This is a genomic window from Kiritimatiellales bacterium, from assembly GCA_041656295.1.
In the GTDB taxonomy this organism is placed as follows: domain Bacteria; phylum Verrucomicrobiota; class Kiritimatiellia; order Kiritimatiellales; family Tichowtungiaceae; genus Tichowtungia.
This window is the reverse complement of record JBBADV010000001.1, coordinates 270,733-294,563: the sequence shown is the minus strand read 5'-3', so window position 1 is coordinate 294,563 and position 23,831 is coordinate 270,733. Positions and strand designations below refer to the sequence as shown.

General features: G+C 52.0%; 22 protein-coding genes. 16 read left to right on the top strand and 6 right to left on the bottom strand.

The features are described from left to right. Positions 1 to 367: 367 nt before the first annotated feature. The 10 genes from WC959_01260 (at position 368) to cysS (ending at position 9,783) form a co-directional block, all read left to right on the top strand. Positions 368 to 1,540, top strand: coding sequence for an LbtU family siderophore porin (locus WC959_01260; protein ID MFA5687772.1), 1,173 nt, complete (start codon positions 368 to 370; stop codon positions 1,538 to 1,540). A gap of 73 nt (positions 1,541 to 1,613) precedes the next feature. Beyond that, complete coding sequence (locus tag WC959_01255) at positions 1,614 to 1,841, top strand: FeoA family protein (protein MFA5687771.1); 228 nt, start codon at positions 1,614 to 1,616, stop codon at positions 1,839 to 1,841. A gap of 12 nt (positions 1,842 to 1,853) precedes the next feature. Further along, on the top strand, positions 1,854 to 4,178 hold the full coding sequence (feoB, locus tag WC959_01250; GenBank protein ID MFA5687770.1) for a Fe(2+) transporter permease subunit FeoB: 2,325 nt from the start codon (positions 1,854 to 1,856) through the stop codon (positions 4,176 to 4,178). 70 nt (positions 4,179 to 4,248) lie between these two features. After that, on the top strand, positions 4,249 to 4,521 hold the full coding sequence (locus tag WC959_01245) for a FeoA domain-containing protein (GenBank protein MFA5687769.1): 273 nt from the start codon (positions 4,249 to 4,251) through the stop codon (positions 4,519 to 4,521). A 57-nt stretch (positions 4,522 to 4,578) separates the two neighbouring features. Next, a complete protein-coding gene (locus WC959_01240) occupies positions 4,579 to 4,806 on the top strand; it encodes a FeoC-like transcriptional regulator (protein ID MFA5687768.1) in 228 nt (75 codons plus the stop codon). Between the two features lie 234 nt (positions 4,807 to 5,040). Further along, the gene (locus WC959_01235) at positions 5,041 to 6,093 is read left to right on the top strand and encodes a DUF481 domain-containing protein (protein ID MFA5687767.1); all 1,053 of its coding nucleotides are present in this window, start codon (positions 5,041 to 5,043) and stop codon (positions 6,091 to 6,093) included. Further along, positions 6,093 to 6,494: a hypothetical protein gene (locus tag WC959_01230; protein ID MFA5687766.1), complete on the top strand. Its 402-nt coding sequence runs from the start codon at positions 6,093 to 6,095 to the stop codon at positions 6,492 to 6,494. The genes WC959_01235 and WC959_01230 overlap by 1 nt, the downstream gene beginning before the upstream one ends. Positions 6,495 to 6,520: 26 nt before the next feature. Further along, positions 6,521 to 7,021: a GNAT family N-acetyltransferase gene (locus WC959_01225; protein ID MFA5687765.1), complete on the top strand. Its 501-nt coding sequence runs from the start codon at positions 6,521 to 6,523 to the stop codon at positions 7,019 to 7,021. 14 nt (positions 7,022 to 7,035) lie between these two features. Next, positions 7,036 to 8,289, top strand: a complete 1,254-nt coding sequence (locus WC959_01220; GenBank protein ID MFA5687764.1) for a Mur ligase domain-containing protein — start codon at positions 7,036 to 7,038, stop codon at positions 8,287 to 8,289. A gap of 93 nt (positions 8,290 to 8,382) precedes the next feature. Continuing rightward, a complete protein-coding gene (gene cysS, locus WC959_01215; GenBank protein MFA5687763.1) occupies positions 8,383 to 9,783 on the top strand; it encodes a cysteine--tRNA ligase in 1,401 nt (466 codons plus the stop codon). Positions 9,784 to 9,954: 171 nt separating this feature from the next. On the opposite strand, the gene WC959_01210 is transcribed toward cysS, so the two are convergent. Genes WC959_01210 through WC959_01200 form a run of 3 tightly spaced genes read right to left on the bottom strand, consistent with a single transcriptional unit; the run spans position 9,955 to position 11,418 of the window. Further along, positions 9,955 to 10,314 carry a BrnA antitoxin family protein gene (locus tag WC959_01210; GenBank protein MFA5687762.1) on the bottom strand — a complete coding sequence of 120 codons (360 nt, stop codon included), beginning with the start codon at positions 10,312 to 10,314 and terminating at the stop codon, positions 9,955 to 9,957. Continuing rightward, on the bottom strand, positions 10,298 to 10,597 hold the full coding sequence (locus WC959_01205; protein MFA5687761.1) for a BrnT family toxin: 300 nt from the start codon (positions 10,595 to 10,597) through the stop codon (positions 10,298 to 10,300). Before WC959_01205 ends, WC959_01210 begins: the two co-directional genes overlap by 17 nt. A gap of 53 nt (positions 10,598 to 10,650) precedes the next feature. Then, the gene (locus WC959_01200; protein ID MFA5687760.1) at positions 10,651 to 11,418 is read right to left on the bottom strand and encodes a TatD family hydrolase; all 768 of its coding nucleotides are present in this window, start codon (positions 11,416 to 11,418) and stop codon (positions 10,651 to 10,653) included. A 134-nt stretch (positions 11,419 to 11,552) separates the two neighbouring features. On the opposite strand from WC959_01200, the gene WC959_01195 reads away from it, so the two are divergent. From WC959_01195 to WC959_01180, 4 genes are all read left to right on the top strand, one after another. Then, entirely contained in the window at positions 11,553 to 12,464 is a 912-nt protein-coding gene (locus tag WC959_01195; GenBank protein ID MFA5687759.1) for an SDR family NAD(P)-dependent oxidoreductase, read from the top strand. Positions 12,465 to 12,772: 308 nt separating this feature from the next. Next, on the top strand, positions 12,773 to 16,291 hold the full coding sequence (gene nifJ, locus WC959_01190; protein ID MFA5687758.1) for a pyruvate:ferredoxin (flavodoxin) oxidoreductase: 3,519 nt from the start codon (positions 12,773 to 12,775) through the stop codon (positions 16,289 to 16,291). 82 nt (positions 16,292 to 16,373) lie between these two features. Then, positions 16,374 to 16,535, top strand: coding sequence for a rubredoxin (locus tag WC959_01185; protein ID MFA5687757.1), 162 nt, complete (start codon positions 16,374 to 16,376; stop codon positions 16,533 to 16,535). A gap of 93 nt (positions 16,536 to 16,628) precedes the next feature. Beyond that, complete coding sequence (locus WC959_01180; GenBank protein ID MFA5687756.1) at positions 16,629 to 16,958, top strand: hypothetical protein; 330 nt, start codon at positions 16,629 to 16,631, stop codon at positions 16,956 to 16,958. Positions 16,959 to 17,035: 77 nt separating this feature from the next. On the opposite strand, the gene WC959_01175 is transcribed toward WC959_01180, so the two are convergent. Further along, on the bottom strand, positions 17,036 to 17,926 hold the full coding sequence (locus WC959_01175) for an AraC family transcriptional regulator (GenBank protein ID MFA5687755.1): 891 nt from the start codon (positions 17,924 to 17,926) through the stop codon (positions 17,036 to 17,038). 66 nt (positions 17,927 to 17,992) lie between these two features. Here WC959_01175 and WC959_01170 point away from each other — a divergent pair, with 66 nt between their 5' ends. After that, positions 17,993 to 19,048 carry a uroporphyrinogen decarboxylase family protein gene (locus WC959_01170; GenBank protein MFA5687754.1) on the top strand — a complete coding sequence of 352 codons (1,056 nt, stop codon included), beginning with the start codon at positions 17,993 to 17,995 and terminating at the stop codon, positions 19,046 to 19,048. On the opposite strand, the gene WC959_01165 is transcribed toward WC959_01170, so the two are convergent. Further along, positions 19,049 to 19,927 (bottom strand): hypothetical protein, encoded by an 879-nt coding sequence (locus tag WC959_01165; GenBank protein MFA5687753.1) that lies wholly within the window; start codon positions 19,925 to 19,927, stop codon positions 19,049 to 19,051. Positions 19,928 to 20,047: 120 nt separating this feature from the next. Here WC959_01165 and mutL point away from each other — a divergent pair, with 120 nt between their 5' ends. After that, positions 20,048 to 21,898 carry a DNA mismatch repair endonuclease MutL gene (gene mutL / locus WC959_01160; GenBank protein ID MFA5687752.1) on the top strand — a complete coding sequence of 617 codons (1,851 nt, stop codon included), beginning with the start codon at positions 20,048 to 20,050 and terminating at the stop codon, positions 21,896 to 21,898. 71 nt (positions 21,899 to 21,969) lie between these two features. On the opposite strand, the gene WC959_01155 is transcribed toward mutL, so the two are convergent. Continuing rightward, the gene (locus WC959_01155; GenBank protein MFA5687751.1) at positions 21,970 to 23,727 is read right to left on the bottom strand and encodes a TonB-dependent receptor; all 1,758 of its coding nucleotides are present in this window, start codon (positions 23,725 to 23,727) and stop codon (positions 21,970 to 21,972) included. Positions 23,728 to 23,831: the final 104 nt, after the last annotated feature.

Below are 23,831 nucleotides of genomic sequence, written 5' to 3'. Positions count from 1 at the left end.
GCAGCGAAGCGGCACAAAAGCACGAGAAAAAGAAACCGCGGATGACACAGATATAAACGGATTTATTCACGCAAAAGCGCAGAGAAAGCGAAGAAAAACAATGTTCAATATTCAATTCTCAACTCTCAATGGTCAATTTTTTGTGATTTTTGTTTTCTCCTGTTAGAAATATCCGTGTCATCCGCGGTTTTTTGCATCCCTGATGCCTCGTGCCGGTATCTGATGCTCCCCATATCTCTATTAAGATTTTATATTAATATCGCTTGACGAATATCAACGGCTCCTGAATTATTTTGCGAATTTTACAAACGGTAAGATGCCGTTTGCTTATAATCTTGCGGCTGATGCCGCAGTAAACAGGAGTATTATGAATAGAATGCAATTGGCTGTTGCGGGAATCGGCGTTGCAATAACACTTGGGGCGGCGGCACAGGATGTGCCGGTGAACAAGGCGGAATTTGATCAACTTCAGGCGGAAGTGCAGGAGCTGAAAGCATTGCTGCATAATAAGCACCGGGACGAAGCGGCGGCGGAAAAATCTTCTTCAATGCATGACGCTCTGGCATTGGCGGTGGAGGCGCTGCCGGAAAATTTCGAGTTCGGCGCGCTGTTTGAAGTAGAAGGCAGTTATCGCCGTGAACGCAAAGGCGGCGACAAAGAGAGTGATATTACAATGGCGACAGTGGAACTGTCGGCCGGCTGGCAGCTGCTCGACTGGCTGCGCGGTGATCTGGGCTTTCTTTATGAAGAGGACGATACAGAACCGATGGAGGTCGATCAGGCGATGATCACGATCGGCAGCACTGATAAATTTCCGCTCTATTTCCAGGCCGGAAAAATGTACGTCCCGTTCGGAAATTTTGACACTTTTTTCATTACCGATCCGGTTGTGCTCGAGCTCGCGGAGTCGCGCGAAACGGCGGCGCTGCTGGGATTTAAAAAGGGCGGATTTATGGCGAGCGTGAGCGTATTCAACAGCGATGTGGATACAGAGGACGGCGGCGACCACATTGAAAACGCGGTGCTGGCGGCATCGTATTCAATGGAGAGTGATAATTTTGCCTTTGCGGTCGGCAGTGCACTGATTCGCAATATGTTTACTGCTGATACGCTGAATGATGAAGTGGATGACTTTCGCGCTGCCGGCGGTAATGTGTATCTTGACGACGACACCGGCGGGTTTAATGCATGGGCAACGTTAACGTACGGCCGTGCAACATTGATTGCGGAATATGTAAAAGCGCTGGACGCTGTGATGTTTGACGATGGAGCAGATGCAGCTAAAATCAAACCGGAATCATTCAATCTTGAGCTCGGCCTTGAAGTGACGGATAGAATCGGCGCGGCTGTGAAATATGAAAGGAGCCGCCGGATCGCCGATATTTTTGCGAAAAACCGCTGCGGCTTTGTCGGCAGTTATATTCTGGCGGAGAATGACATTTGTACGCTGACGGCATCGGTGGAATACATGCGCGAAGATTTCGGTGCCGGCGAACGCGATGCAGACGTGGTGACCGGTCAGCTCGCCCTCGAGTTTTAAGCAATTTGATTGAAACCGGATCTTTATTCCGGTAGCGGTATAAAAATTTTTTCTCAGGTAAAAAAGGAGTTTCATGAAACTGAAAGAGATGAAAGCCGGCGAAACCGGAAAAATTTCCGGCTACAGCACATCCGATAAACTCTACCGGCAGAAACTCATCCAGATGGGTCTTGTGAAAGGCGTCGAATTTAAGCTGATTCGCATCGCACCGCTCGGTGATCCGGCAGAGATCTCAATTCACGGCTGCAGTGTTACACTGCGTAAAGCAGAAGCCGATGCGCTGGAAGTGGAAAAAATTTAAAACGAAAGCGTTATGATGAGTGAAATCACGATTGCTCTGGCTGGAAACCCGAACTGCGGCAAAACAACGCTGTTTAATGCGCTGACCGGTTCGCATCAGCGCGTCGGCAACTGGCCGGGTGTTACAGTCGAGCGGCTCGAGGGAAGCTATAAAGACGGCGAGACAAAAATCAACGTCGTTGACCTGCCGGGAATTTATTCGTTCTCCGCCTATTCGACCGACGAAAAAGTGTCGCGCGAATACATTCTCAAAGAAAAGCCCGATGTCGTTGTTAACATTCTTGATGCCACCAATCTTGAGCGCAACCTCTACCTCACCACGCAGCTTCTCGAAATGCGCGTGCCGGTCGTCGTTGCGCTCAATATGATGGATATTGCGAAACAGCGGAAAATCGGCATCGAAGTCGATCACCTTGCAGAGCACCTCGGCTGTCCGGTCATTCCCACCGTGGCGGCGCGCAAAAACGGACTGAATGAGCTGAAAGCCGCCATCCGGGACATTGCAGAGAGCCACGCCGTTTCTCCGACTAAAGTCAACTATGACGAACAGGTGGAACTGCTCATTGACGAACTCGAAAAGAAGGCCGCCGGCGATGCTGCCGCTGCGAAAGTCGATTCGCGCTGGCTCGCCATCAAGCTGCTTGAAGGTGATGTGCTCGCTGAAGAGATTACGGCCGGCAAATTTGCCCACGATGTAAAAACCGCATCCGGAAAAATCAATGTGCACATGGGTGACGATGTCGACGTGGCAATTGCCGACGGCCGTTACGGCTTTATCAACGGTCTCGCCAAAGATGTCGTCAAGCGCACTTTACAGCTGCGCCGCACCGTGTCCGACGCAATTGATAAAATTGTACTGAACCGTGTGCTCGGCATTCCGCTGTTTCTGGCGGTGATGTATCTTGTATTTATCATCACCACCAATGTCGGCGGTGCATTCATCGATTTTTTCGACATCCTGTTTGGAACCGTATTTGTTGAAGGGTTCGGTACGCTGCTCGGCGCAGTGAATGCGCCGGACTGGCTGATTACGCTGCTTGCCGGAGGAATCGGCGGCGGAATTCAAACGATTTCAACCTTTGTCCCGCCGATTTTTTTCATCTTTCTTTGCCTGTCCGTGCTGGAGGATTCCGGCTATATGGCGCGTGCGGCATTTGTGATGGACCGCATGCTGCGCGCCATCGGGCTGCCGGGCAAGGCGTTCCTGCCGATGCTTGTCGGCTTTGGCTGTAACGTACCCGGAATTATGGCGGCGCGCACACTTGAAAACGAACGCGACCGCACCATGACCGTGCTTATGAATCCGTTCATGTCCTGCGGTGCGCGGCTGCCGGTGTACATTCTGTTCGCCGCTGCGTTCTTTCCGCATTCCGGCGGCACCGTAATCTTCAGCATCTATCTCACCGGCATTCTGCTCAGCGTACTCACCGGACTGATGCTGCGCACCACGATTCTCAAAGGCGAGGTTTCAACCTTTGTGATGGAGCTGCCGCCATATCATCTGCCGACATTTAATGGCATCATACTGCACACCTGGAACCGCTTGAAGGGTTTTATTTTCCGCGCCGGGAAAGTTATTCTGCCGTTGGTTGTCGTCCTCAGTTTTCTCAATACCATGGGGACTGACGGCTCGTTCGGTAACGATGACAGTGAAGATTCCATTCTCAGTGCTATCGGCAAAACCATCACGCCGGTATTTCATCCCATGGGAATCACTGACGATAACTGGCCGGCCACCGTCGGGCTCTTCACCGGAATTTTTGCCAAAGAAGCCGTTGTCGGAACACTCGACGCACTCTATTCACAGCTTGAAGCGGCGGAAGATGCCGGAGAAAAGAGCGGAGAAGAAGAGCGGTTCGATTTCTGGGGCGGACTGGTTGAAGCGTTTGCCTCAGTTCCGGCGGCCTTTCAAGACTTTTCCGGTGTCTTTGCTGATCCGCTCGGTATTTCTGCCGCCGTTGATCTTGAAGATACGGAAGCCGCCGCCGAAGAGCTTGCAACATCCGTACAAACGATGACGGCGCTGCAGCGCTACTTCGGCAGCAAAGCCGCAGCTGTGGCATATCTGCTCTTCATTCTCATCTATGCGCCGTGTGTCGCCGCCATCGCCGCCATCTACCGCGAAACAAGTTTCCGGTGGATGCTCTTTGCGTTTGGTTATCTCACCGGCCTCGCATGGATCGTTGCAACGCTTTATTATCAGTTCGCCACCTTTGCACAGCATCCTTCATCCTCTGCAATGTGGATTGCCGGACTTGCTGTTTTCACCGGACTGTTTTACGCTGTACTGAAACTGGCGGGATGGAAAAAAAGCAAAAAGAAAGAATTAAAAATTTAAAGGCCGGGACAATGAAATTATCTTTCTTTTGACATTCGGACCTGAAGACTCTCGACTTTAAAAGGAAACCATGCGGCATCGTCGTTTTAGATTTAGATTTCGTAAATGCAAACCGAAACACTGCGAACAGTGCGGACTTCGTCCGTTGTGCAGCTGCATTGCCGGCACTGCTGTCACCGTTATATCCAACAAAGATAAAAAGACGTTTGAAATGGGGATCTGCAACGGCGCCGGCGTTCGCATTGTTGAAAACCGCGCAACCGACTCCAGCATGATCGTCGACGCCGGTGAGGGGCGTTACATCATCGACAAAGACATCGCACGCTGCATTAAAGTGAGATGAAAAAGGCACGAGGCATCAGGCAATAGAAAATAAATCGCATAGATTCCGGTCTGTCTCATGTTAACAAAAATTTTACAGTTTATTACTGAGCGCGGTTCTGCCACCGTCAAAGATATCGCACTCCATTTTCAAATCGATATCTCTGCCGCCGAAGGTATGCTGCAGACGCTTGAGCGGAAAGGCCGTGTCGAACGCATTGCCGCCGGAAAATGTGCCGGCTGCAAAGGTTGTGCGCTCGTCGATCCCGCTGACTTTATCATTTACAAAATTCCTTCCGCCCGGTAAGCGCCGCATTAATACCAAGGCATCCGGCCTCATTTTTATTTTGTTCTTTTTTAAACAGGATTAACGGGACCGGCAGAATTTTTATTCACGGCGCCCTGCCCTGTTCTGTGTAAATTCTGTTCATCAGTGAGCCGGTTGTGAGGTCTTTTTACACTCTACCGTAATTTTTAGGGTTTCTTTTTCGCGCATTTCCGATATTGGTTAAACAAGCTTGATGAAAGGACGGGAAGCAGAATGAGAAATATGTTTGTTTTTGTTGCCTGTACGGCGGTTCTATCCGCCGGAATCGCTGATGAAGTCCGTACGACAGACGGCTTTGTGCTGCAGGGAAAAATTTCGGCGATTAACAGCGATGAGCTCGTTATCCAAACCGAACAGTTTGGCGAGCTGAAGGTGCCGCGCGCTACGATTGAAAAAATTAAAACGGATGAACTGGCGTCGGTGCGGCTGACGGACGATTCGGTGATTGTCGGCGGTGTGGATGCGCCGGCGCCGGATGCGGTCAGCATCAGCGGCGAACATGTGAATACAACGGTGGAGCTGAAACAGGTGCAGGAACTCTGGCCGCAGAGCGGCCAGGATCCGCGCATTGTTGCGAAACAGAAAGAGATTGATGCATTGCAGCGCAAATGGAAAGCCGAAGCAACCGCATCCGCCGGCGGTAAAGAAGGCAATACGAAAGAGAAAAACCTTTCGGTGTCCGGCGAAGCAGTACTGGAAGGTCTGCAGGATGAATTGAAATTTTACGGCCGGTATTCCCGCAAAGAAACCGACCGCCGAAAAAATACTGACGAACGTCTCGGCGGCGCACAATACACCTCTTATCTTTTTGATCCGCTCGGCTGGTATGCGCGTACCGAAGTCGAGAACGATGAATTTGAAGATATCCGCCTGCGCGTCACCGTCGCCGGCGGTCTGGCATATCGCTGGGCGAACGAAGATCATTATAAACTCTCCGGACGCACCGGTTTGTCGTACCGCCACGAAAGCTATTATACAAGCGGTCAGGATGATGAGGGCCGCGTCGGTCTCGACTTCGGAGTGTCGCATTATTACCGCTTCAAAAATCACTGGGAAATTAAGAACGAGCTGACTTATACGCCGTCGGTCGAAGACGCGAAGGATTATTTGATGACGCAGGACTCCACCCTCACGATGCCGTTGGCCGGCACAGAGCAGTGGAACTTCCGCGTCGGACTGCGGAACGAGTACAACAACGCCGTGTCGCCGGGGCGCGATCATCTCGACACCACCTGGTACGCCGCCGTTACTGTAAAAACGAAATAATGCGCGGGCTGAAAGTTTCCGCCTGGGAGCGGCGGCTGAAAACGGTTTTTGATCAGATCGATGCCGAACTCGAAAACGAGTATGGCGGCCGGTATGAACTGCATCCGGCCCGGCCGCCGCGCGGCAAAACAGCGAATCCGGAAGACGATGGACTGTTTAACGTCGGCGCGGCATTTTCCGCCGGATTCGGTTCAAAATACGGTCCCGGCTATGTGGTGGATATTCGTATTGCAACGCTCGAAAAAGTGCCGGCAAAGGTCCGTGAAAAAATTAAGCATAAAGTGGTCAAAAAACTGAAACGGCGCCTGCCGGACGCATTTCCCGGGAAAATACTGCATGTTGCCGAAGAACCTAACGGCACGATCCGTATCCACGGCGATTTGAGCCTGGATTCAATTTGATATAAATATTGTTTGACGAGGAAAGCATGGTGACAGTAGAGATCGTGACGACAGCCGATGCTGCTGCAAGGCTGGATGAACTTCTTTGGGTAGTTCTGTGGCGGCCATTGAGTCTGCCGCGCGATATACGCCGCACATTCAGCTTGGAGGGTGAGGAATTTGAGCTACTTGCTCAAGAAAATGGGCAAGGGGTCGGAGGATTGGTTGCTGTATGGACCGGCGGTAGCGGAATTGAGCTTCGGCATCTGGCCGTCGCTCCTCATGCCCAAGGGCACGGCATCGGTCGCAGTCTTGTCATGGAACTTTACCGTATCGCTAAAATCAAGAACTGCCGGCGTATTCATACCATCGCTCGCAATACGTCTGGTGAGTTCTTCAGAACGCTTGGGTTTCAAACCGCTCCGGGTCAGGCACCAGAACACCCCGTTTTTCTCGAACATGGTATTACATTCGAACTCATGGAAAGATTCGTCGAACAAAGCACTCCAGCCGACTGTTCAACCGCTGTGCGGTCCCTCAGCGGCTGAGTTTTTACGTTCACATGAATTTTCATTTTACAGGCATCGGCGGAACAGGCATGAACGGCGTAGCGCAACTGGCGGCGTGCGCCGGTTATTCCGTTTCAGGCTCCGACCGCACCGCAAATCCGGAAATATTCCCGGTGCTGGAGGCCGCCGGCATTCGCATTGTGCCGCAGGACGGCTCCGGTATCACGCCGGAAACCGCCGCCGTCATTTACAGCACCGCGATTGAAGCGGACAATCCTGATCTGATTCGCGCGCACACACTAGGTGTGCCGGTGTACCATCGCGCGGACATGCTCGCGCAGCTGTGCGGCGGCAAAGAACTGATCGCGGTGGCCGGCACCGCCGGAAAATCAACCGTTACCGGACTGCTCGGCTGGATTTTTGAATGTCTGGGGAAAGATCCGGCGGTATATTGCGGCGCGCCGGTACTGAACTGGAAAGTAGACGCGGCGCCCCCGCCGCGTAATAAAAAAAAGAAATGCGGCGGGGGCGCCGCATCTACTTTAGGCAACGTGCGCTTTGGAAACGGACCGTGGATTATTGAAGCGGATGAGAGCGATAAATCGTTTTTAAAATTTTATCCGCACCATGCCATTATTACCAATATCGCGCCGGATCATTTTCCGCTGCCGGAACTGGAAAAGCTGTTTGCTGAATTTGAAGCGCAGGTTTCCGGTGTCGTAATTAAAACACCGGAACACTTTGCTGTCTCCTCGCCGATGCCCGGCCGGCACAATATCGAAAACGTGAACAATGCGCTGACGCTGTGCAAAGCGCTCGGGTTCGATCTGCAGAAATGTATGGCCGCCGTGCGGTCGTTTCAAGGTATTGAACGGCGGCTGGAGCGCGTGAGTGATAAAGTGATCGACGATTTTGCACACAGTCCAATTAAGATTGAAGCGGCGATTGAAGCGGTATCAGAAATCTGGCCGGAGTTTTCTGTGTGCTGGCGCCCGCACGGCTTTGCACCGCTGTTCAACGGACTGGCCGGATTTATTGAAACATTCCACAATGCGTGGCGTGCCGGCGCAATGAGCCATCTCTTTATTATGCCCGTCTTTTATGCCGGCGGAACGGCGAGCCGGAAAATTGATTCAGAAGGTTTTGTCGAACAGCTAAACGCTGCCGGAATTCCGGCAGAATATGCACCGGATTTCCCGGCGCTTGAACACCGGTTACGTGCAATGAATCTGCCGGTGCTCTCCATGGGCGCGCGCGATCCGGAATTACCGAAGTTCGCGCGCAGACTTGCCTCATTGTTAAAATAAAGTAAATTGAGAATCGATTTTTGACGGGATAAACAGGATTGACAGGATTTATTCCGCTCAGCCGGTTCATCCTGTCTCAACAGAAAATTTATTATGAGTTTCAAAATTTACAATACGATGTCACGCACGGAAGAGGAGCTGGTTCCGCTGGAGCCGGATCACGTACGCATATACACCTGCGGTCCGACGGTTTACCACTATGCTCATATCGGAAATTACCGCGCATACATGTTTGAAGATCTGCTGCGCCGGTGGCTGAAATATAAAGGGTTCAAGGTGACGCAGGTACAGAATCTGACGGACGTTGATGACAAAACGATTCGCGGGGCGATTGAAAACAATCTGCCGCTGAGTGAATTTACGCAGAAATATAAAGATGCATTTTTTGACGATCTTAAAACGCTGAATATTGAACCGGCGGAGTTTTATCCGGCGGCGACAGACTGCATTCCGGAAATGATTGCATTGATCAAAACGCTGTTTGAAAAAGGTCTGGCGTACAAGTCGGATGACGGCTCGGTCTATTTTCCGATTGATAAATTTCCGGCGTACGGGAAGCTCGCGCGCCTCGACCGTGAAGGTATGCGCGCCGGTGCGCGTGTGGCGCAGGATGAGTACGATAAAGAAAACGCTGCGGACTTTGCGCTCTGGAAAGCCTACGATGAAAAAGACGGCGACGTGTTCTGGGATTCGCCGTGGGGCAGGGGTCGCCCGGGCTGGCATATCGAATGCTCTGCGATGAGCATGAAATATCTCGGCGAGACATTCGATCTGCATACCGGCGGCATCGATAATATTTTTCCGCACCACGAAGACGAAATCGCGCAGAGCGAAGGCGCAAGCGGAAAACTCTATTCCAAATACTGGATGCACTGCGCGCACCTGCAGGTGGAGGGCAAAAAAATGTCGAAGTCGCTCGGCAACTTTTATACGTTGCGCGAAATTCTCGACAAAGGATACACCGGCCGGGAAATCCGTTATGAACTTATCGCCACGCACTACCGGCAGTCGCTGAACTTTACCTTTGATTCGTTGCACGCCAATCGCGCCGCCCTCGCCCGTCTCGACGAATTTTATGCAAAACTGAAAGAACGCGGGCGCGGCGGGGATGCCGCATCCACCGCAGAACTTCCGGCGTGGGCGGTTGAAATGCAAACGAAATTCGAAGCCGCACTCGACAGCGATCTCAATATTGCCGGCGCCCTTGGCGCGCTGTTCGACGGCGTACACGAAGGCAATAAACATATTGGGTCAATGGATGCAAAAACCGCCGGCGCGGTTTTATCGCTGTGGAAAAAGCTCGATACCGTGCTCGGATTTCTCGAGCCGCCGGACATTGTAGCGCCGCCGGACATTGTGGCATTGGCCGAAGCGCGCGCCGCCGCCAAACAGGAAAAAAACTTTGTCGAAGCCGACCGCCTGCGCAACGCTATCGCCGCCGCGGGCTGGATTGTTCAGGATACCCCCGCCGGCCCGAAGTTGAAGAAAAACTGATCGTGGAAATTTTTTGACGGGATGAACAGGATTTGCACAGATTTTTTATTGTACAATAAGAGTCAAAAAACTTACGTTTCCGGCGTCCCGCCGATTTTAAAAATTTGCGCGCGATAATCAAAAACCGGTAATATCACTAACTCTGTCGTTCCTGTTCACCTCGTCGAAAAATTAACGTATATACCCGGATTTTTTGTTTTTCTTTGGTCGGGCGTTATATCCTGCCGGTTGTTCGGCAAGAACCGTTTCATCTGAAAAAATCCGGCGTTCCCGTTCCACTTCACGCGCAAGATAAATTTTCGCGAGACTCTGATATGGCACATCCAGGCGATTAGCCTGCGCTTTCAGCGCATCAATTAACGATTCAGGCAAACGGATAGAAATAGTTTTGGTCGACGGTTTAAGATTCGGGAAAACAACGCGCCGCGCCGTTGAAAGATCAAAATAATCCAGTGATGAATGTGTTGCCCAGAAATCACGCTCTTCATCTTCATTTTTAAACGCCGGAATGTTTTTAGTTTTTGTTTTCATAAAATATTCTCTCTTTTCGATGCATATCACGTGCTGAAATCACACGGATTTTTTTATTACGCGATGTAAAAATCACATGCAATGTTCGACCATCCTTTGTAATACCGTACGCTGCAAAACGCTGCTCAAGCATTGAATGTTTTAAATCTTCCAAAACAATCAACGGCTCATTAAAAAATATTTCCTCGCACTCTTTAATTGAAACGCTGTGCTTCAACCAGTTTTTGTCGCTATTACCGGCGTCCCAATCAAAACCCTCTATCTGACCAAGCAGATCTCTCATATCAATAAAACGTATATTTTTGACATATACAAATCAATAAGATTTTACCGGGATTAAAATTTAAAAAACTCTGCAGTATTACGGAATGTGATTTCAGCGAGAGATGATTCGGATTGATTTCTGAGTTCGGCGGCAACGCGCAGAATTAAGTTCAGATTCGCCGGTTCGTTGGGCGGTGTTTTCCCCGGAGGGGTAAAATCCGGTGCATCGGTTTCAAGCAGCAGTCGGTGTTCCGGTACAGCAGCAATGGCGGCGCGCACACGTTTGGCGTGCAGATTTATAATTCCGGCGTTAAATGAAAAACAGCAATTTAAAGCAGCGAGTTCAGGGATGAGTTCCGTCGCGCCGGAATAGGCATGCAGTAAAATGTTCGGCGCCGGATTTTCTTTTATGATCTCAAACAGCCTGCCCCAGGCATGAACGCAATGGACCACCACCGGCCGGTTTAATTTCCCGGCAAGTTGAAGATGTGCGATGAATGATTTTTCCTGCGCTTCACGATTGGTGAAGCGTTTTTGAAAGTCGAGTCCGGTTTCGCCGATTGCAGCGGCGGGATTCTGAATTAACAAATTTTCTAATGTTTGCAACGCGCCCGGAGGTCGCGTTCCACCTTCAACGAACCACGGGTGTATCCCGAGCGCCGGAATGATGTTATGCGGGAAGCGCTGAGCGCATTCGAGCACGCGGTTCCAGTCGGCCGGCGATGTTCCGGCGCAGATCATTTTCTCGACACCGGATTTTCCGGCGCGGGCAACGATGTTTTCTAAGTCCGCAAAAAGCCGGTCGTCCTGCAAATGGCAATGGGCATCGAAAAGTTTCACACGAAGAGGTTAGCCGCAAAGATTATAAAAAGGCACAAAAAAATGAATCCGCAGATTATGCGAAGTTATACGGATGATAAATTTTTGTTTTATCCGTTTATATCGGTGTAATCCGCGGTAGATTCCCCGGCATTATGAACGCGGCGCAGGTAAAAGAAAAAACGGTTTTGGTGACGGGCTGTTCGTCGGGTATCGGTCTGGCGGCGGCGCGATTATTAAAAAAGAGCGGCTGGAATGTGATTCCAACGGTGCGGAGTGAGACGGATCTGGCAATGCTGCGCGCAAAGGGTTTTGAGCCGGTGCAACTGGATGTGGCGAGCAGTGAGTCGGTGAATGCGGCGGCGGATGAGGTGCTGCGCCGGTTTAACGGTCAGCTGGGCGCAATTGTGAATAACGCCGGATTTGGTTTGGCGTCAGCCGTGGAAGATATGTCGCGCGACATGCTGCGTGATTTATTTGAAGTGCATGTCTGCGGAATGCAGGAGTTAACCAACCGGTTTATCCCGGTGTTCCGGCGGCAGGGTTACGGCCGGATTGTGAATTTAAGTTCGGTGCTGGGAGAAATTTCTCTGCCGTTTGCCGGCGGATATTCAGCAGCGAAGTTTGCAGTGGAAGCGCTGTCGGACGCACTGCGGCGCGAACTGGCCGGCAGCGGCATCGGCGTTTCAATTATTCAGCCGGGCCCGATTGATTCGCAGTTTTCAGTGAATCTGGCGCACCGGATGGACCGGTACACGCGCAATGAAAATTCGGTGTTTGCTTCTTTTTATAAGGAGGCGCTTGAGACGCGTAAAGCCGGCAAGGCACATCGCACCGCCGGCACGTTTATGAAACCGCCGGAGGCGGTGGCAAGAGAAATCCGGCGCTGTCTTGAACGCCGGAATCCGCCGCGCCGCGTGCGCATTACAGCGGTGGCCTGTTTCGGCGCGGCGGCGCGCCGGTTTTTTCCGGCGGCGCTGCTGGATATGATGATGGTTTGGAGGCTGAAGAAAAAATTGACTGTAAATGACACAGAAAAAACGGATCACCTGCCTAGCAGGAAATAAGAGAGACTGTACAAAAAGAGACGGAGAATCTCGAATTTGGGAACAATTTTTATTTCGACATTCACTATTCGAAACCCTTCCTTAAATAGACTACGTATTAATAGCGGTTTTGGGGGCTAATCTGCTTCATTTTTTGCGGATTTTTTGGAATTCTTTGTGTTTTGCGCCCTGAAATGTAAATTCAGATCATTTTTGGATGAGTGGTTTTGCTAAAATTGAGGTAAAAACGCAATTCTAAGCCTGCCGGCACCGGCAGTTTTTACGAATTTTAACTGGAAATGCTAATCCTTGAGGAGGAAATCGCAGAGATGAGTAAGAAAATGGTGACGATTGACGGAAATACCGCGGCAGCTCACGTAGCGTATGCGTTCAGCGAAATCGCGGCAATTTATCCGATTACCCCTTCATCCAATATGGGTGAATACACTGATATCTGGGCGGCACAAGGCCGCAAAAATATGTTCGGTTCCGCAGTGAGCGTGACGGAGATGCAGTCTGAAGCCGGTGCCGCCGGTGCAGTGCATGGTGCGCTGAGCGCGGGTTCGCTGACGACCACCTTTACGGCATCGCAGGGCCTTCTGCTGATGATTCCGAATATGTATAAGATCGCCGGCGAGATGCTGCCGACAGTTTTCCACGTTTCAGCGCGTTCGCTTGCTGCGCAGTCGCTCTCAATTTTCGGCGATCACTCGGACGTGATGAGTGTGCGCAATACCGGCTTTGCACTGATGTCGGCCGCCGGAATTCAGGAAACAATGGATCTCGCGATCGTGAGTCATCTGGCAACGCTGAAAGGTCAGGTTCCGTTCCTTAACTTTTTTGACGGGTTCCGTACATCGCACGAAATTCAGAAGGTTGAAGAAGTTGCGTATGAGGTCATGAAGGAGCTGCTGGAGCCGGAATATGTTGAGCGTTTCCGCAAACGCGGCTTGCGCCCGGAAGCGCCGGTGCTGAAAGTTGCGGCGCAGAACGGCGACGTCTATTTCCAGGGCCGTGAAACGGTGAATAAATATTACGACGCCCTGCCGGAAATAGTTCAGGATTATATGGATAAGCTCGCGGCGAAAATCGGCCGGCAGTATCACCTCTTCGATTATGCCGGCGCGAAGGATGCGACAAAAGTGATCATCGCGATGGGTTCGGCCTGTGATACGATTGAAGCAACGGTAAATAAACTGAATGCTGCCGGTGAAAAACTCGGTCTGGTAAAAGTTCGTCTCTATCGTCCGTTTTCAGCAAAAGCATTTGTGGGCTGTCTGCCGAAGACGGTGAAGAAAATTGCGGTGCTCGACCGCACGAAAGAACCGGGCGCGCCGGGTGAGCCGCTGTTCCTCGACGTGATGGCGGCGCTCGACAATCAGGGCGTTCAGGTGATCGGCGGCCGCTACGGTCTCTCCTCCAAAGAGTTCACGCCGGCGATGGTAAAAGCGGTGTATGACCACCTGGACGGCGAGGCGTTTCACGACTTTACGGTGGGTATTACCGACGACGTGACGCATAAATCGCTGACCGTCGGCAAAGGGTTTGATATTGAAGCAGACGACGTGGTGAACTGCATGTTCTGGGGTTTGGGTTCCGATGGAACGGTGGGTGCGAACAAAAATTCCATTAAAATTATCGGCGACAACACCGATCTGAACGCGCAGGGCTATTTTGTTTATGACTCAAAGAAATCATACGGCATTACTGTTTCACATCTGCGTTTCGGCAGGAGTTCGGTAAACTATCCCTATCTGATTCAAAATGCCGATTTTGTGGCGTGTCATAATCCGGCCTACATCGGCCGTTACGACATGCTCGGCTGTATCAAAGCCGGCGGTACATTCCTGCTGAACTCCGAAATTCCGACCGATGAAGTGTTTGATCACCTCACGCGCGACATGCAGGAAGCAATCATTCAGAAAAAGATTAAATTCTACAATATCGACGCACTGAAACTCGCGACGGAAGCCGGACTCGGCAACCGTATTAACACAGTCATGCAGACCGCATTTTTTAAACTGTCCGGTGTGCTGGAGGTGGATCAAGCGGTTGAGCTGATCAAAGCCGCGATTAAAAAAACCTATGCGAACAAGGGCGAGGACATCATTACAATGAACTGCACCGCGGTGGACAAAGCACTGGCCGCAGTAGAAGAGGTTAAAATTCCGGCGACGATTACCAAATCGTTTGTTCCGGTTGAACTGATTCCGGAAAGTGCCGGCTGTTTCGCGAAAGAGGTGATGGAGCCGGTCATTCTGCTGAAAGGCGATGATGTGCCGGTTTCCAAAATGTCGTTCGACGGTACGCTGCCGACCGGCACCAGCGCACTCGAAAAGCGCGGTATCGCACCGCGTGTTCCGGGCTGGGTGAAAGAAAACTGTATTCAGTGCAACCAGTGCGTAATGTCCTGTCCGCACGCTGTTATCCGCGCGAAACAGATTGATCCGGAAGACCTGAAAGATGCGCCCGCTGGTTTTGATACGCTGAAATCAACGACAAAGAACGAGCGCGATCTGCAGTACCGCATCCAGGTCTATATCGAAGACTGTACCGGGTGCGGCGTTTGCGTAGAAACCTGTCCGGCAAAAACCAAAGCGCTCGAATTCAAATTACTGGAAGAAGAACGTAACGCCGGCGAGCGCCGGAATGCTGAATTCTTCGACGCTCTGCCCGACAATGTACTGGACGGGGCACCGGAAAACACACTGAAAGGTCTGCAGTTCAAGAAGCCGCTGTTTGAGTTTTCCGGCGCCTGCGCCGGTTGCGGTGAAACACCGTATGTGAAACTCGTTACGCAGCTGTACGGCGAGCATATGGTTGTTGCGAACGCCACCGGATGCTCCTCGATTTACGGCGGAACATTCCCGGCGATTCCATATTGCACAAGCAAAGAGGGCCGCGGTCCGGCATGGGCGAACTCGCTCTTTGAAGACAACGCCGAATATGGCCTTGGGATGCGTTTGGCGATCGACCAGAACCGCAAGACGCTCACCGAACTTGCCGCGAAAGCGGCGGAGCTCGGCGCTGATAACGATCTGACGGCGGCCATGGAGCGTGCGCTTGAAACCGGTAAGAATATCGGCGACCAGGCGGTTGCAGCACAGAATGCAGTCAAGCTGCTGCTGCCGAATGCACTTAACGCCGCCTCCGGTGAACTTAAAGACGTTCTTGTGAAAATCAACGAGCTCTCCGACTACTTCGTCGATAAGAGCGTCTGGATTTTCGGCGGCGATGGCTGGGCGTATGACATCGGTTACGGCGGACTCGATCATGTGGTCGCTTCCGGTAAAAACGTCAACATTCTTGTGCTGGATACCGAAGTCTATTCCAACACCGGCGGACAGATGTCCAAAGCCACGCCGCTGGGAGCGGTTGCCCAGTTTGCGGCCGCCGGAAAACGCGTCGGCAAGAAAAACCTCGGCTTCATGTGCATGAGCTACGGTTATGTTTACGTTGCGTCCATTGCGATGGGCGCCAATCGTATACAGACGCAGAGAGCATTCATGGAAGCCGCGGCGTACGACGGACCGTCGATCATCATCGCTTATGCGCCTTGTATCGCGCACGGAATTAACATGATGAAAACGCAGACCGAGCAGAAGCGCGCCGTTGAAAGCGGCTACTGGCCGCTCTACCGCTACAATCCGGCGGGCGAAGAAGGCAAGCGCTTCATCTGGGAAAGCAAACCGCCGACAGACAGTTTCCAGGATTTCATCCGCAGCGAACGCCGTTATGCAACGCTCCTCAAGAGCGCGCCGCAGGAAGCGGAAAAACTCTTCGCTGCGGCGGAAGAAGACGCGCAGCGCCGGATGATCTTTATGGAAAATCTTGGCAAAATTATGTAATGGGCTGGCGTTCAGGAACTGAGCGCCTAAAAAATAACGGATGGCGGAGGATCGCCGTCTCTGGTTTTGAAAGGAGAGAACGATGAAAAAATACAGATGCGTTCCTTGTGGTTACATCTACGACCCGGCCGCCGGCGATCCGGATAACAGCGTCGCGCCCGGTACTGCATTCGAAGATTTACCGGCAGACTGGGTCTGCCCCGAATGCGGCGCAACCCAGGATCTGTTTGAAGTCGAAGAATAAGACGGTTAAAGCAGATCACAAAAAGCGGCAGATTTCTGCCGCTTTTTTTATTTTAACGATTATACTCAGCACCGGAAACGAAAGGTGGAGTGCATGAAATCTGCCAGTAAAAAATATATTGAAAAAATCTGTTCCGAGATTGAATCCCTGCCTGCCGATGCCCTGCCGGAAAAGATTGCCGAAACCGCCCGCCGGCTCACCGGCATGCATTATCAGCCGATTCTGCTGCTCGACGTTCCGGACTTTTTGAATATTACAAAACCGGTGCTGTTAAAATTCGTCCACGACATCGCCAGGGCAAGAGATAATCTCACCGAACCGGAATTAAGTCTGCTGATCTATCAGTTCCGCACACTGCAGGCGCTCCGGCGTGATGAACCGGAAGCGTGGGATGAAGTTTATGAACTGATGGAAGATGATTGAAAATGTAGATGCGTCCGGCGGGCGCGTTTTTTTGCCAGACCACTGCTCGCCTACAAGACGCGACGAGGACGTCGCGTCTACAAGCAACTGGATCGATATTCGGTTGGTGTTTTGCCGATTGCGCGCCGGAATGTCCGGTTGAAGTTGGCGATGTCAGAAAATCCGCAGTCGCTGCAGACAGTAAGAATTTTATCGCCGGAATTCCGCAACTGATGCATGGCGGCAGCGAGACGGTACTGTTTTAAATAGTCACCGATACTGACGCCGGTATATTTTTTAAACTGCCGGCAGAGATTCGCCGGTTGAAGTCTGGCGAGTGTACAAAGCCGTTCAAGCCGGATTGGCGCGGTGTAGTTTGCATCAAGGTGCTGCCGGATTTTTTCCATACGGCGGTTAACTTGTTCCGGCGGATTTTTTAGTGCCGGCGCGGCGCGGCAGAGTTCGATTAGAAAAAGGCGGAAGAGGGCGTCGATGGCGGCGCCGGTTCCGGCAGTTTTATGTTTCTGTTCGGCGCAAAGCATCAGCAGCAGGTTTTTTGTTTTTTCAGGATCAGTCATTTGTAAATGGATAATGCGATTGAGGCGGTGACTGAATTGCGGATGAAGCGGAATGAGTTTTTGTATTTGATCGTTCAGCGGCTGCGGAAGTTCCGGCGGGATGTAACGGGCTGGATTCCAGTAAACATTAACGAGTTCGACCGGTGCAGCAGCGTTTAGTGTGTGAAACTGATTGAAGTTGAGAATGGTCAGGCCGCCGGCGGTTTCGTCATACGTTCGCTCACCGGCGATATGCCGGAACGTTCCGCTGATGACAAACAGCATCTCAATATATTCGTGTGTATGGAATTCGTGATGATTCTGTTTAAACGCCGGAAAATAATCAAAAGCGAGTCCGGTGTGTTTTAACTGCTGTGCAGCGGATGAATTGTGCAGAGGAGCTTTGGTGAACTGTAAATTTTTACGAGTCATTTTGTAAAAATATACAAAGACATTGCGATTTAACATGTATATTTTTGCAAAACAAGGAGACTGATCATGAATGCACGCGAAAGAGTTCTGGCTGTGTTGCACCGTCAAACGCCGGACCGCGTTCCGGTGGACATCTGGCTGGTGCCGGAATTAGTGAAAAAATTTAAGGCGCGACTCGGTGTTGATGACGAGCTGGATATTTATCGTGGGCTGGATATTGATAAAATTGCGTGGCTTGGCATTCCGTATAGAGGAATGATTCTGAAAGATCCGAATGAACTGGTTGAAGTGAATCATTGGGGAGTGAAACGCGAAAAAATTGCGGCGAATGCAAACACAGAATATGGCGAAGTTTCATTTAACCCGCTGCTTGGCATGGATGATCCGGCACAGCTTGAAGAGTATCCGTGGCCGCATCCGGACGATTTCAATTATGAAGCCGCCGCTGCCGAAGCGAAAAAACTGGCGCTGGAATTTGTCACGCTCGGCCCGTGGATTTCGCTGTTCGAAGTTTACTGTCAGATGCGTTCGCTGGAAGAAGCGCTGATGGACACCGTGGCTGAGCCGGAATTTCTGCATGCGGCGCTGGATAGGATTATGTGGTCGCAAGGCGAAATGGTGCGCCGGTTTTTAACGGCGGCGGATGGCGCAGTGGATATGGTTTTTGTGAGCGATGATATGGGCACGCAGCAAAGTCTGCTGATGTCACCACCGGCGTTTGATGAATTTATTTTCCCGCGCCTCAAAGCGTGGTGTGAAATGATTCATTCATTCGGTGTAAAAGTTTTCTTTCATACCGACGGCGCGGCGGAACCGCTCATCCCGCGCCTGATCGAAGCCGGCATTGATGTACTCAACCCGATTCAGCACGTCTGCCCCGGCATGGACTGTAAGGAACTGAAAATAAAATATGGTGACAAACTGATTTTTCACGGCGGAATCGAAAACCAGAAAACCCTGCCGTTCGGCACGCCGGAGGACGTTGCAGCTGAGACACTGGCATGTTTAAACGAACTTGGTCCGCATGGGTATATCCCCTGCTCCTGCCATTATGCCCAGGCGGATACGCCGGTTGAAAATGTGATCGCGCTGATTGAAACCGTGCAGCAGTTTAAACTGTAGTTACCGGTACGGATTCGCGAAAGGATCGGCATTGCGGTCAGCGGCAGATTTGCGAAGCTGGTCAAGCGTTGTGGCCGGCGCCGGCACAAGATCATCACTATCGGTCTGAATGGGAGATAATGGAGTGCGGACACCGGGTGCCGCCGGCCGGCGGACAGCCGGTGTTTGCGGAACGCCGGCGGTTGTACGCCGCTGTCCCGGCAGCGTCACTGTAGAACGAACGCCCGGAATTGCATTGTTATTATACTGCGCTGCCGGCGCCGCATTAGGGTAGGACCGCGTGCCCGGTAAAGCATAATTCTGAGTCTGGCGTTGCGCCGGTGTTCCAACCTGATAGCGCTGCAACGGCGATTCGTATTCACTCGGCGGATTACTCCCCGGCGCCGGGACGGCGTACGGGGAGACGTTGGTCGCAGCGGCAACCGATTCCGCCATACGTCGCTGCTGTTCACGCATCAGATTCTGCCGCTGCAATTCTTCCGCGATCCGGTCACTGTGATGATTCTGGGAAGTCGACTGTACCCTGTTCGTGTCACTAAACGTCAGCCAATTCCGGCGCTGCTCCTGCAACTGCTGCAGCTGTTCCTGAGAAAATTCCGGCTGTGGAAAAAACGGACGCTTATACGGCTCGTTCGCAATCCGGCTATCCTCTTTTGCCTCTTTTGCCCGGAGTTTACGATCAAGCTCATCTTCCAGCGTTGATGCTTCCGCCGGCAGCTCTGCCGAAAGATCGTGCAGCACCGCTCTTTCAGAATAAACGCGCACAGTCTTTTTCTTTTTTTGGGCAGCAAAGGCGGCGTCAAGGTCGTTTGTTTCGGAAAACACCGCACCGGCAATCACCGCTATCAGTAAAACAGTACTGGATATCGAACATCTCATAACCGCCTGAAAGGATTTAATTTTTTTTACCGTTCGTCAACGGTTGATTCACTCCGATTCCATTTTTCCTTTTTTTAATATTTCGTTATAATTATTCAATTTGTGAAAAATTCCATTCAGATGCTCCCGGATCATGTGATTAATAAAATTGCGGCGGGAGAAGTGATTGAGCGGCCGGCGTCTGTCATGAAAGAGCTGGTGGAAAATGCGCTCGATGCCGGCGCGACGCAAATTGATGTTGAAGTCGTGCGCGGCGGTATGCAGTTAATTGCTATTTCTGATAACGGCTCCGGCATGAACCGCGACAATGCTCTGCTGGCGATTGAACGGCACGCAACAAGCAAAATTCGCACCGCCGAAGAAGTGGAAGCCGTCGCTACACTCGGATTCCGCGGCGAAGCGCTCGCCGCCATTTCCGCGGTTTCGCGCTTAACTCTCACCACGCGCCCGTCAGCGGATTTAAGCGGAACCCGAATTCAAATCAGCGGCGGGAAGCTGCAGGATATTTCTGATGCCGGCGCGCCGCCGGGAACACGCATCGAAGTTCGCAATCTTTTCTTTAATGTGCCGGCGCGCCGGAAATTTCTGCGCACCGAAGCCACTGAACTTGCACAGCTGCGGCAGCTTTTTGCAGTGTATGCGCTCGCGCATCCCGAAACCGGTCTTTCATTTACATCTGACGGGCGCGAGCTGTATAACTTTCCCGCCGGTGCAACGCTCACCGACCGCATTGCAGCTCTCTATAGTCCGGCGTTTCTGAAAAATCTGCGCGCATTAAACATCTCTGCCGGCGGTGTAAAAATTTCCGGATTTGCCGGACTGCCGCAAACCGGCAGAAAAGACCGTTCCGATCAATATATTTTTATCAACGGACGTCCGGCTTCGGCGCCGGTAATTTATCACGCCCTTAACGAAGCGTATCACGCCGTACTCACGCGCGGACGTTATCCGTCGGCCTTCATTTTTATTGAAACACCGCCGGCGGATGTTGACGTGAATGTACACCCGGCCAAACGCGAAGTCCGTTTCAGACATCCGGCGGCGGTGCGCGATGCCGTCATGACGGCGGTGTCAAAAGCGCTGGCACTCGACGCACCGGGAATTACTGCACCCGATCCGGCGTTTCAGTTTGATGCGCCGGTAAAACCGGCGACAGTTCAACGATCAGAGTTTTTCAGTTCAGAGTTTGCAAAACAAAGTAGACGCGACGTCCCCGTCGCATCCATGAATGCAGAGAACGCGACGGGGGCGTCGCGTCTACATCCCGATCCGCAGGTAAAAGTGCAGAGTTCAGAGTTCGACGTTCAGAGTTTAAAAACCGGTGCACCGGGACCCGAAACTCCAAGCACTGAACTGAAAAACCCTGAACCGGCGAGCGCGCAGTGTTCGCCGTGGCGCTGGTGCCGCGTGCTGGGACAGGCCGGTGGATTATACGTTATTCTGGAGACGGAAGACGGTATCGTGTTGATGGATCCGCAGACGGCGCACGAACGCGTGCTGTTTGAAAAATTTATGAACGACATTCTTACCGGCACACCGCACCGGCAGGGATTGTTAACGCCGGAAACGGTAGAACTGATGCCGGCGGATGCTAACGTCATTCGAAAACATCTGGAGGTGCTTAATGAAATGGGCTTCGGTGTTTCGGAATTTGGCAGTGATACATTTATTGTCGATGCCCTGCCGGTACATTTGCAGAGTGTTTCACCGGCAGTTGTGCTAAACGAAGTTGCCGGCGCGCTGGAAAGAGGCGGTGCGGCGACGCGTGCAAAACGTACTGCGCTGCGTGAAACAGTCGCACAGGCCGCCTGCCGGAGTGCGGTACGGATTTCAGATACATTAACACCGGCGGCAATTGAACGGCTGGTGGAAGATTTAGCAAAAACTGAAATGCCGTACACCTGTCCGCACGGGCGTCCGACATTAATTTTCACCAGCTACGTCGAACTCAATCGCAAATTCGGCAGATAAATTTTGACCGGATAACAGGATTGAAAAAGATTTTTAATAATCCTGTTATCCGGTCAAAAGTATTGCAGCCGTCACCAATTCAGTGTTAACGAAACTCCGGCGTAATGTTCGGCGCGACGCTGCCCGGGCAGGAATTCAAAATCGTTATCCCAGATATTGCTGAACAGCAGTGAAACGGTGGCGGGTTTAAATTTCGCCGGCGTGCAGCGGATAACCAGAGAGCTGTCGACACCAAAGTCGCTGCCGCTGCGTGCGTGGTTTGCCGTCTGCAGACGCAATGCCTGCACGGTGCCGATTTCAATCGCATTCAGCGGACGCCACAGCAGCGAGCCTTGAATCAGATGTTCCGGATAGTCGAGCGCATAGCGCGACGCATAACCGCCGGCGAGATCGGTGGCTTTTTTATCTTTATAAACCAAGGTATAGGTGAGTTGTGTTTCGAGGTTTTCCGCCGGATACCAGTTGAGCTGTGCTTCAAGTCCGTAGGTGTCGAGCGCGCCGATATCGGTCGCGCGCCATGTTGAATCTCCGGCGTATTGAACCCAGTCGATGGTATGCTTTGAGCGCCGGTAAAATGCCGAAGCCTTCCAGTCCATGAACTCAGATGGAATTCCTTTTAACCCGATTTCCGACTGCTGTTCCGTTTGCGGTTTTAATGCGGCATTGCCGACATTTGCGCCGGGAATATTATAACTCAATTCCGTATACGACGGCAGGCGAACAGTTTCGTTATATGATGCAAATGCAGTGAGGTGATCGGAAATCAAAAAATCAACTCCGGCCTGCGGCAGATATTCAGGCGACTCACCGGTAAAAAATTCGCTGCGCAGTCCGGCAATGAATTTCCACCGGTCGCCGCGCCACTGCGGCAGCAGCGAAATTCCGCCGCGCGTACGGTGATGATGGCCAAGACTGCGGCTGGCAACGCGTTCTTCATCTACATCCACGCGCCCGCCGAGCGCCCAGCCGTTCACTTCCATCGTGCGCCCGTCGACGAATGCGGAACTGATGCGCGTGCGGTGTTTATTGCGATAGCCCGGCATGCGGTAATCGTCATAAATTTCGCGCCACAGCATTCCGGCGCGCAGATAATCGTTCTGCACATCGCCTTTGGTTGCGGATAAAAACGCCATGGTTTCTTTGAGCGTTTCTTTCGCCGGAATTGCATCGTTTACCCCGTAATAGCCGCGCGCGCCGAACTCTTTTTGCTGGTGTATTGCGATAAAATCAACCTGTGCGTCATCGGTACGGAACTGCAGCTGTCCGCCGGCATATTCGCGGTCGTAATCGTTGTCCGAATAATCCACACCATTGGCGGAATCGCGTCCGGCAAAAACTCCGGCGCCGAATTCTGCGGTGAGCATGTGCTGCACGAGCAGGCTCTGCCAGTCGCGATCGTCCGCTCCGAATCCTGCTTCAATCTGCCGCTTGCCGGTGATCGGCAGCGGATCAAAATTCATCGTGCCGGTTAAATGCCCGCCCTGATTATCTATGCCGGTATTCACTTTCGGGCGCGACAGCATGGCCGCCGGCACCGGCAGTTCCGCCGCAAAATGTTCTGTTTGCGGACTGCGCAGCGTTAAGCCGCCGAGCGAAAGTCCGGCAGCGCTGAATGAGCTGCCGCGAATGGAAATATCATGAATCGAACCGCCGGACGAATTCACCGTCACGCCCGGTACAGCGCGCAGCGCATCCGCCACACCGGCGTTATGTGCGTTTTGTGCCGACGCCGTCACGGTAATTACCGGGATCGTTGTTTCTATATTGTCCTCCGCTAAAACTCCGGCGGCGGAAAACAGGATCAGCGCGGATATAAAAAATGGTTTCATATTTTCGCCCCGGTGCGTATATTCATTTCTATTAATCAAGGTGCTGAAAACGCTGGCGGAAATGACCCGAGAAGTCCACCGTTTTTGAGTAGAAAAGGAGCTGC

Coding starts and splice junctions, on each gene's coding strand:
- WC959_01260 (MFA5687772.1), top strand. CDS start 368: ATGAATAGAATGCAATTGGCTGTTGCGGGAATCGGCGTTGCAATAACA.
- WC959_01255 (MFA5687771.1), top strand. CDS start 1,614: ATGAAACTGAAAGAGATGAAAGCCGGCGAAACCGGAAAAATTTCCGGC.
- feoB (MFA5687770.1), top strand. CDS start 1,854: ATGATGAGTGAAATCACGATTGCTCTGGCTGGAAACCCGAACTGCGGC.
- WC959_01245 (MFA5687769.1), top strand. CDS start 4,249: ATGCGGCATCGTCGTTTTAGATTTAGATTTCGTAAATGCAAACCGAAA.
- WC959_01240 (MFA5687768.1), top strand. CDS start 4,579: ATGTTAACAAAAATTTTACAGTTTATTACTGAGCGCGGTTCTGCCACC.
- WC959_01235 (MFA5687767.1), top strand. CDS start 5,041: ATGAGAAATATGTTTGTTTTTGTTGCCTGTACGGCGGTTCTATCCGCC.
- WC959_01230 (MFA5687766.1), top strand. CDS start 6,093: ATGCGCGGGCTGAAAGTTTCCGCCTGGGAGCGGCGGCTGAAAACGGTT.
- WC959_01225 (MFA5687765.1), top strand. CDS start 6,521: ATGGTGACAGTAGAGATCGTGACGACAGCCGATGCTGCTGCAAGGCTG.
- WC959_01220 (MFA5687764.1), top strand. CDS start 7,036: ATGAATTTTCATTTTACAGGCATCGGCGGAACAGGCATGAACGGCGTA.
- cysS (MFA5687763.1), top strand. CDS start 8,383: ATGAGTTTCAAAATTTACAATACGATGTCACGCACGGAAGAGGAGCTG.
- WC959_01210 (MFA5687762.1), bottom strand. CDS start 10,314: ATGAAAACAAAAACTAAAAACATTCCGGCGTTTAAAAATGAAGATGAA.
- WC959_01205 (MFA5687761.1), bottom strand. CDS start 10,597: ATGAGAGATCTGCTTGGTCAGATAGAGGGTTTTGATTGGGACGCCGGT.
- WC959_01195 (MFA5687759.1), top strand. CDS start 11,553: ATGAACGCGGCGCAGGTAAAAGAAAAAACGGTTTTGGTGACGGGCTGT.
- nifJ (MFA5687758.1), top strand. CDS start 12,773: ATGAGTAAGAAAATGGTGACGATTGACGGAAATACCGCGGCAGCTCAC.
- WC959_01185 (MFA5687757.1), top strand. CDS start 16,374: ATGAAAAAATACAGATGCGTTCCTTGTGGTTACATCTACGACCCGGCC.
- WC959_01180 (MFA5687756.1), top strand. CDS start 16,629: ATGAAATCTGCCAGTAAAAAATATATTGAAAAAATCTGTTCCGAGATT.
- WC959_01175 (MFA5687755.1), bottom strand. CDS start 17,926: ATGACTCGTAAAAATTTACAGTTCACCAAAGCTCCTCTGCACAATTCA.
- WC959_01170 (MFA5687754.1), top strand. CDS start 17,993: ATGAATGCACGCGAAAGAGTTCTGGCTGTGTTGCACCGTCAAACGCCG.
- WC959_01165 (MFA5687753.1), bottom strand. CDS start 19,927: ATGAGATGTTCGATATCCAGTACTGTTTTACTGATAGCGGTGATTGCC.
- mutL (MFA5687752.1), top strand. CDS start 20,048: ATGCTCCCGGATCATGTGATTAATAAAATTGCGGCGGGAGAAGTGATT.
- WC959_01155 (MFA5687751.1), bottom strand. CDS start 23,727: ATGAAACCATTTTTTATATCCGCGCTGATCCTGTTTTCCGCCGCCGGA.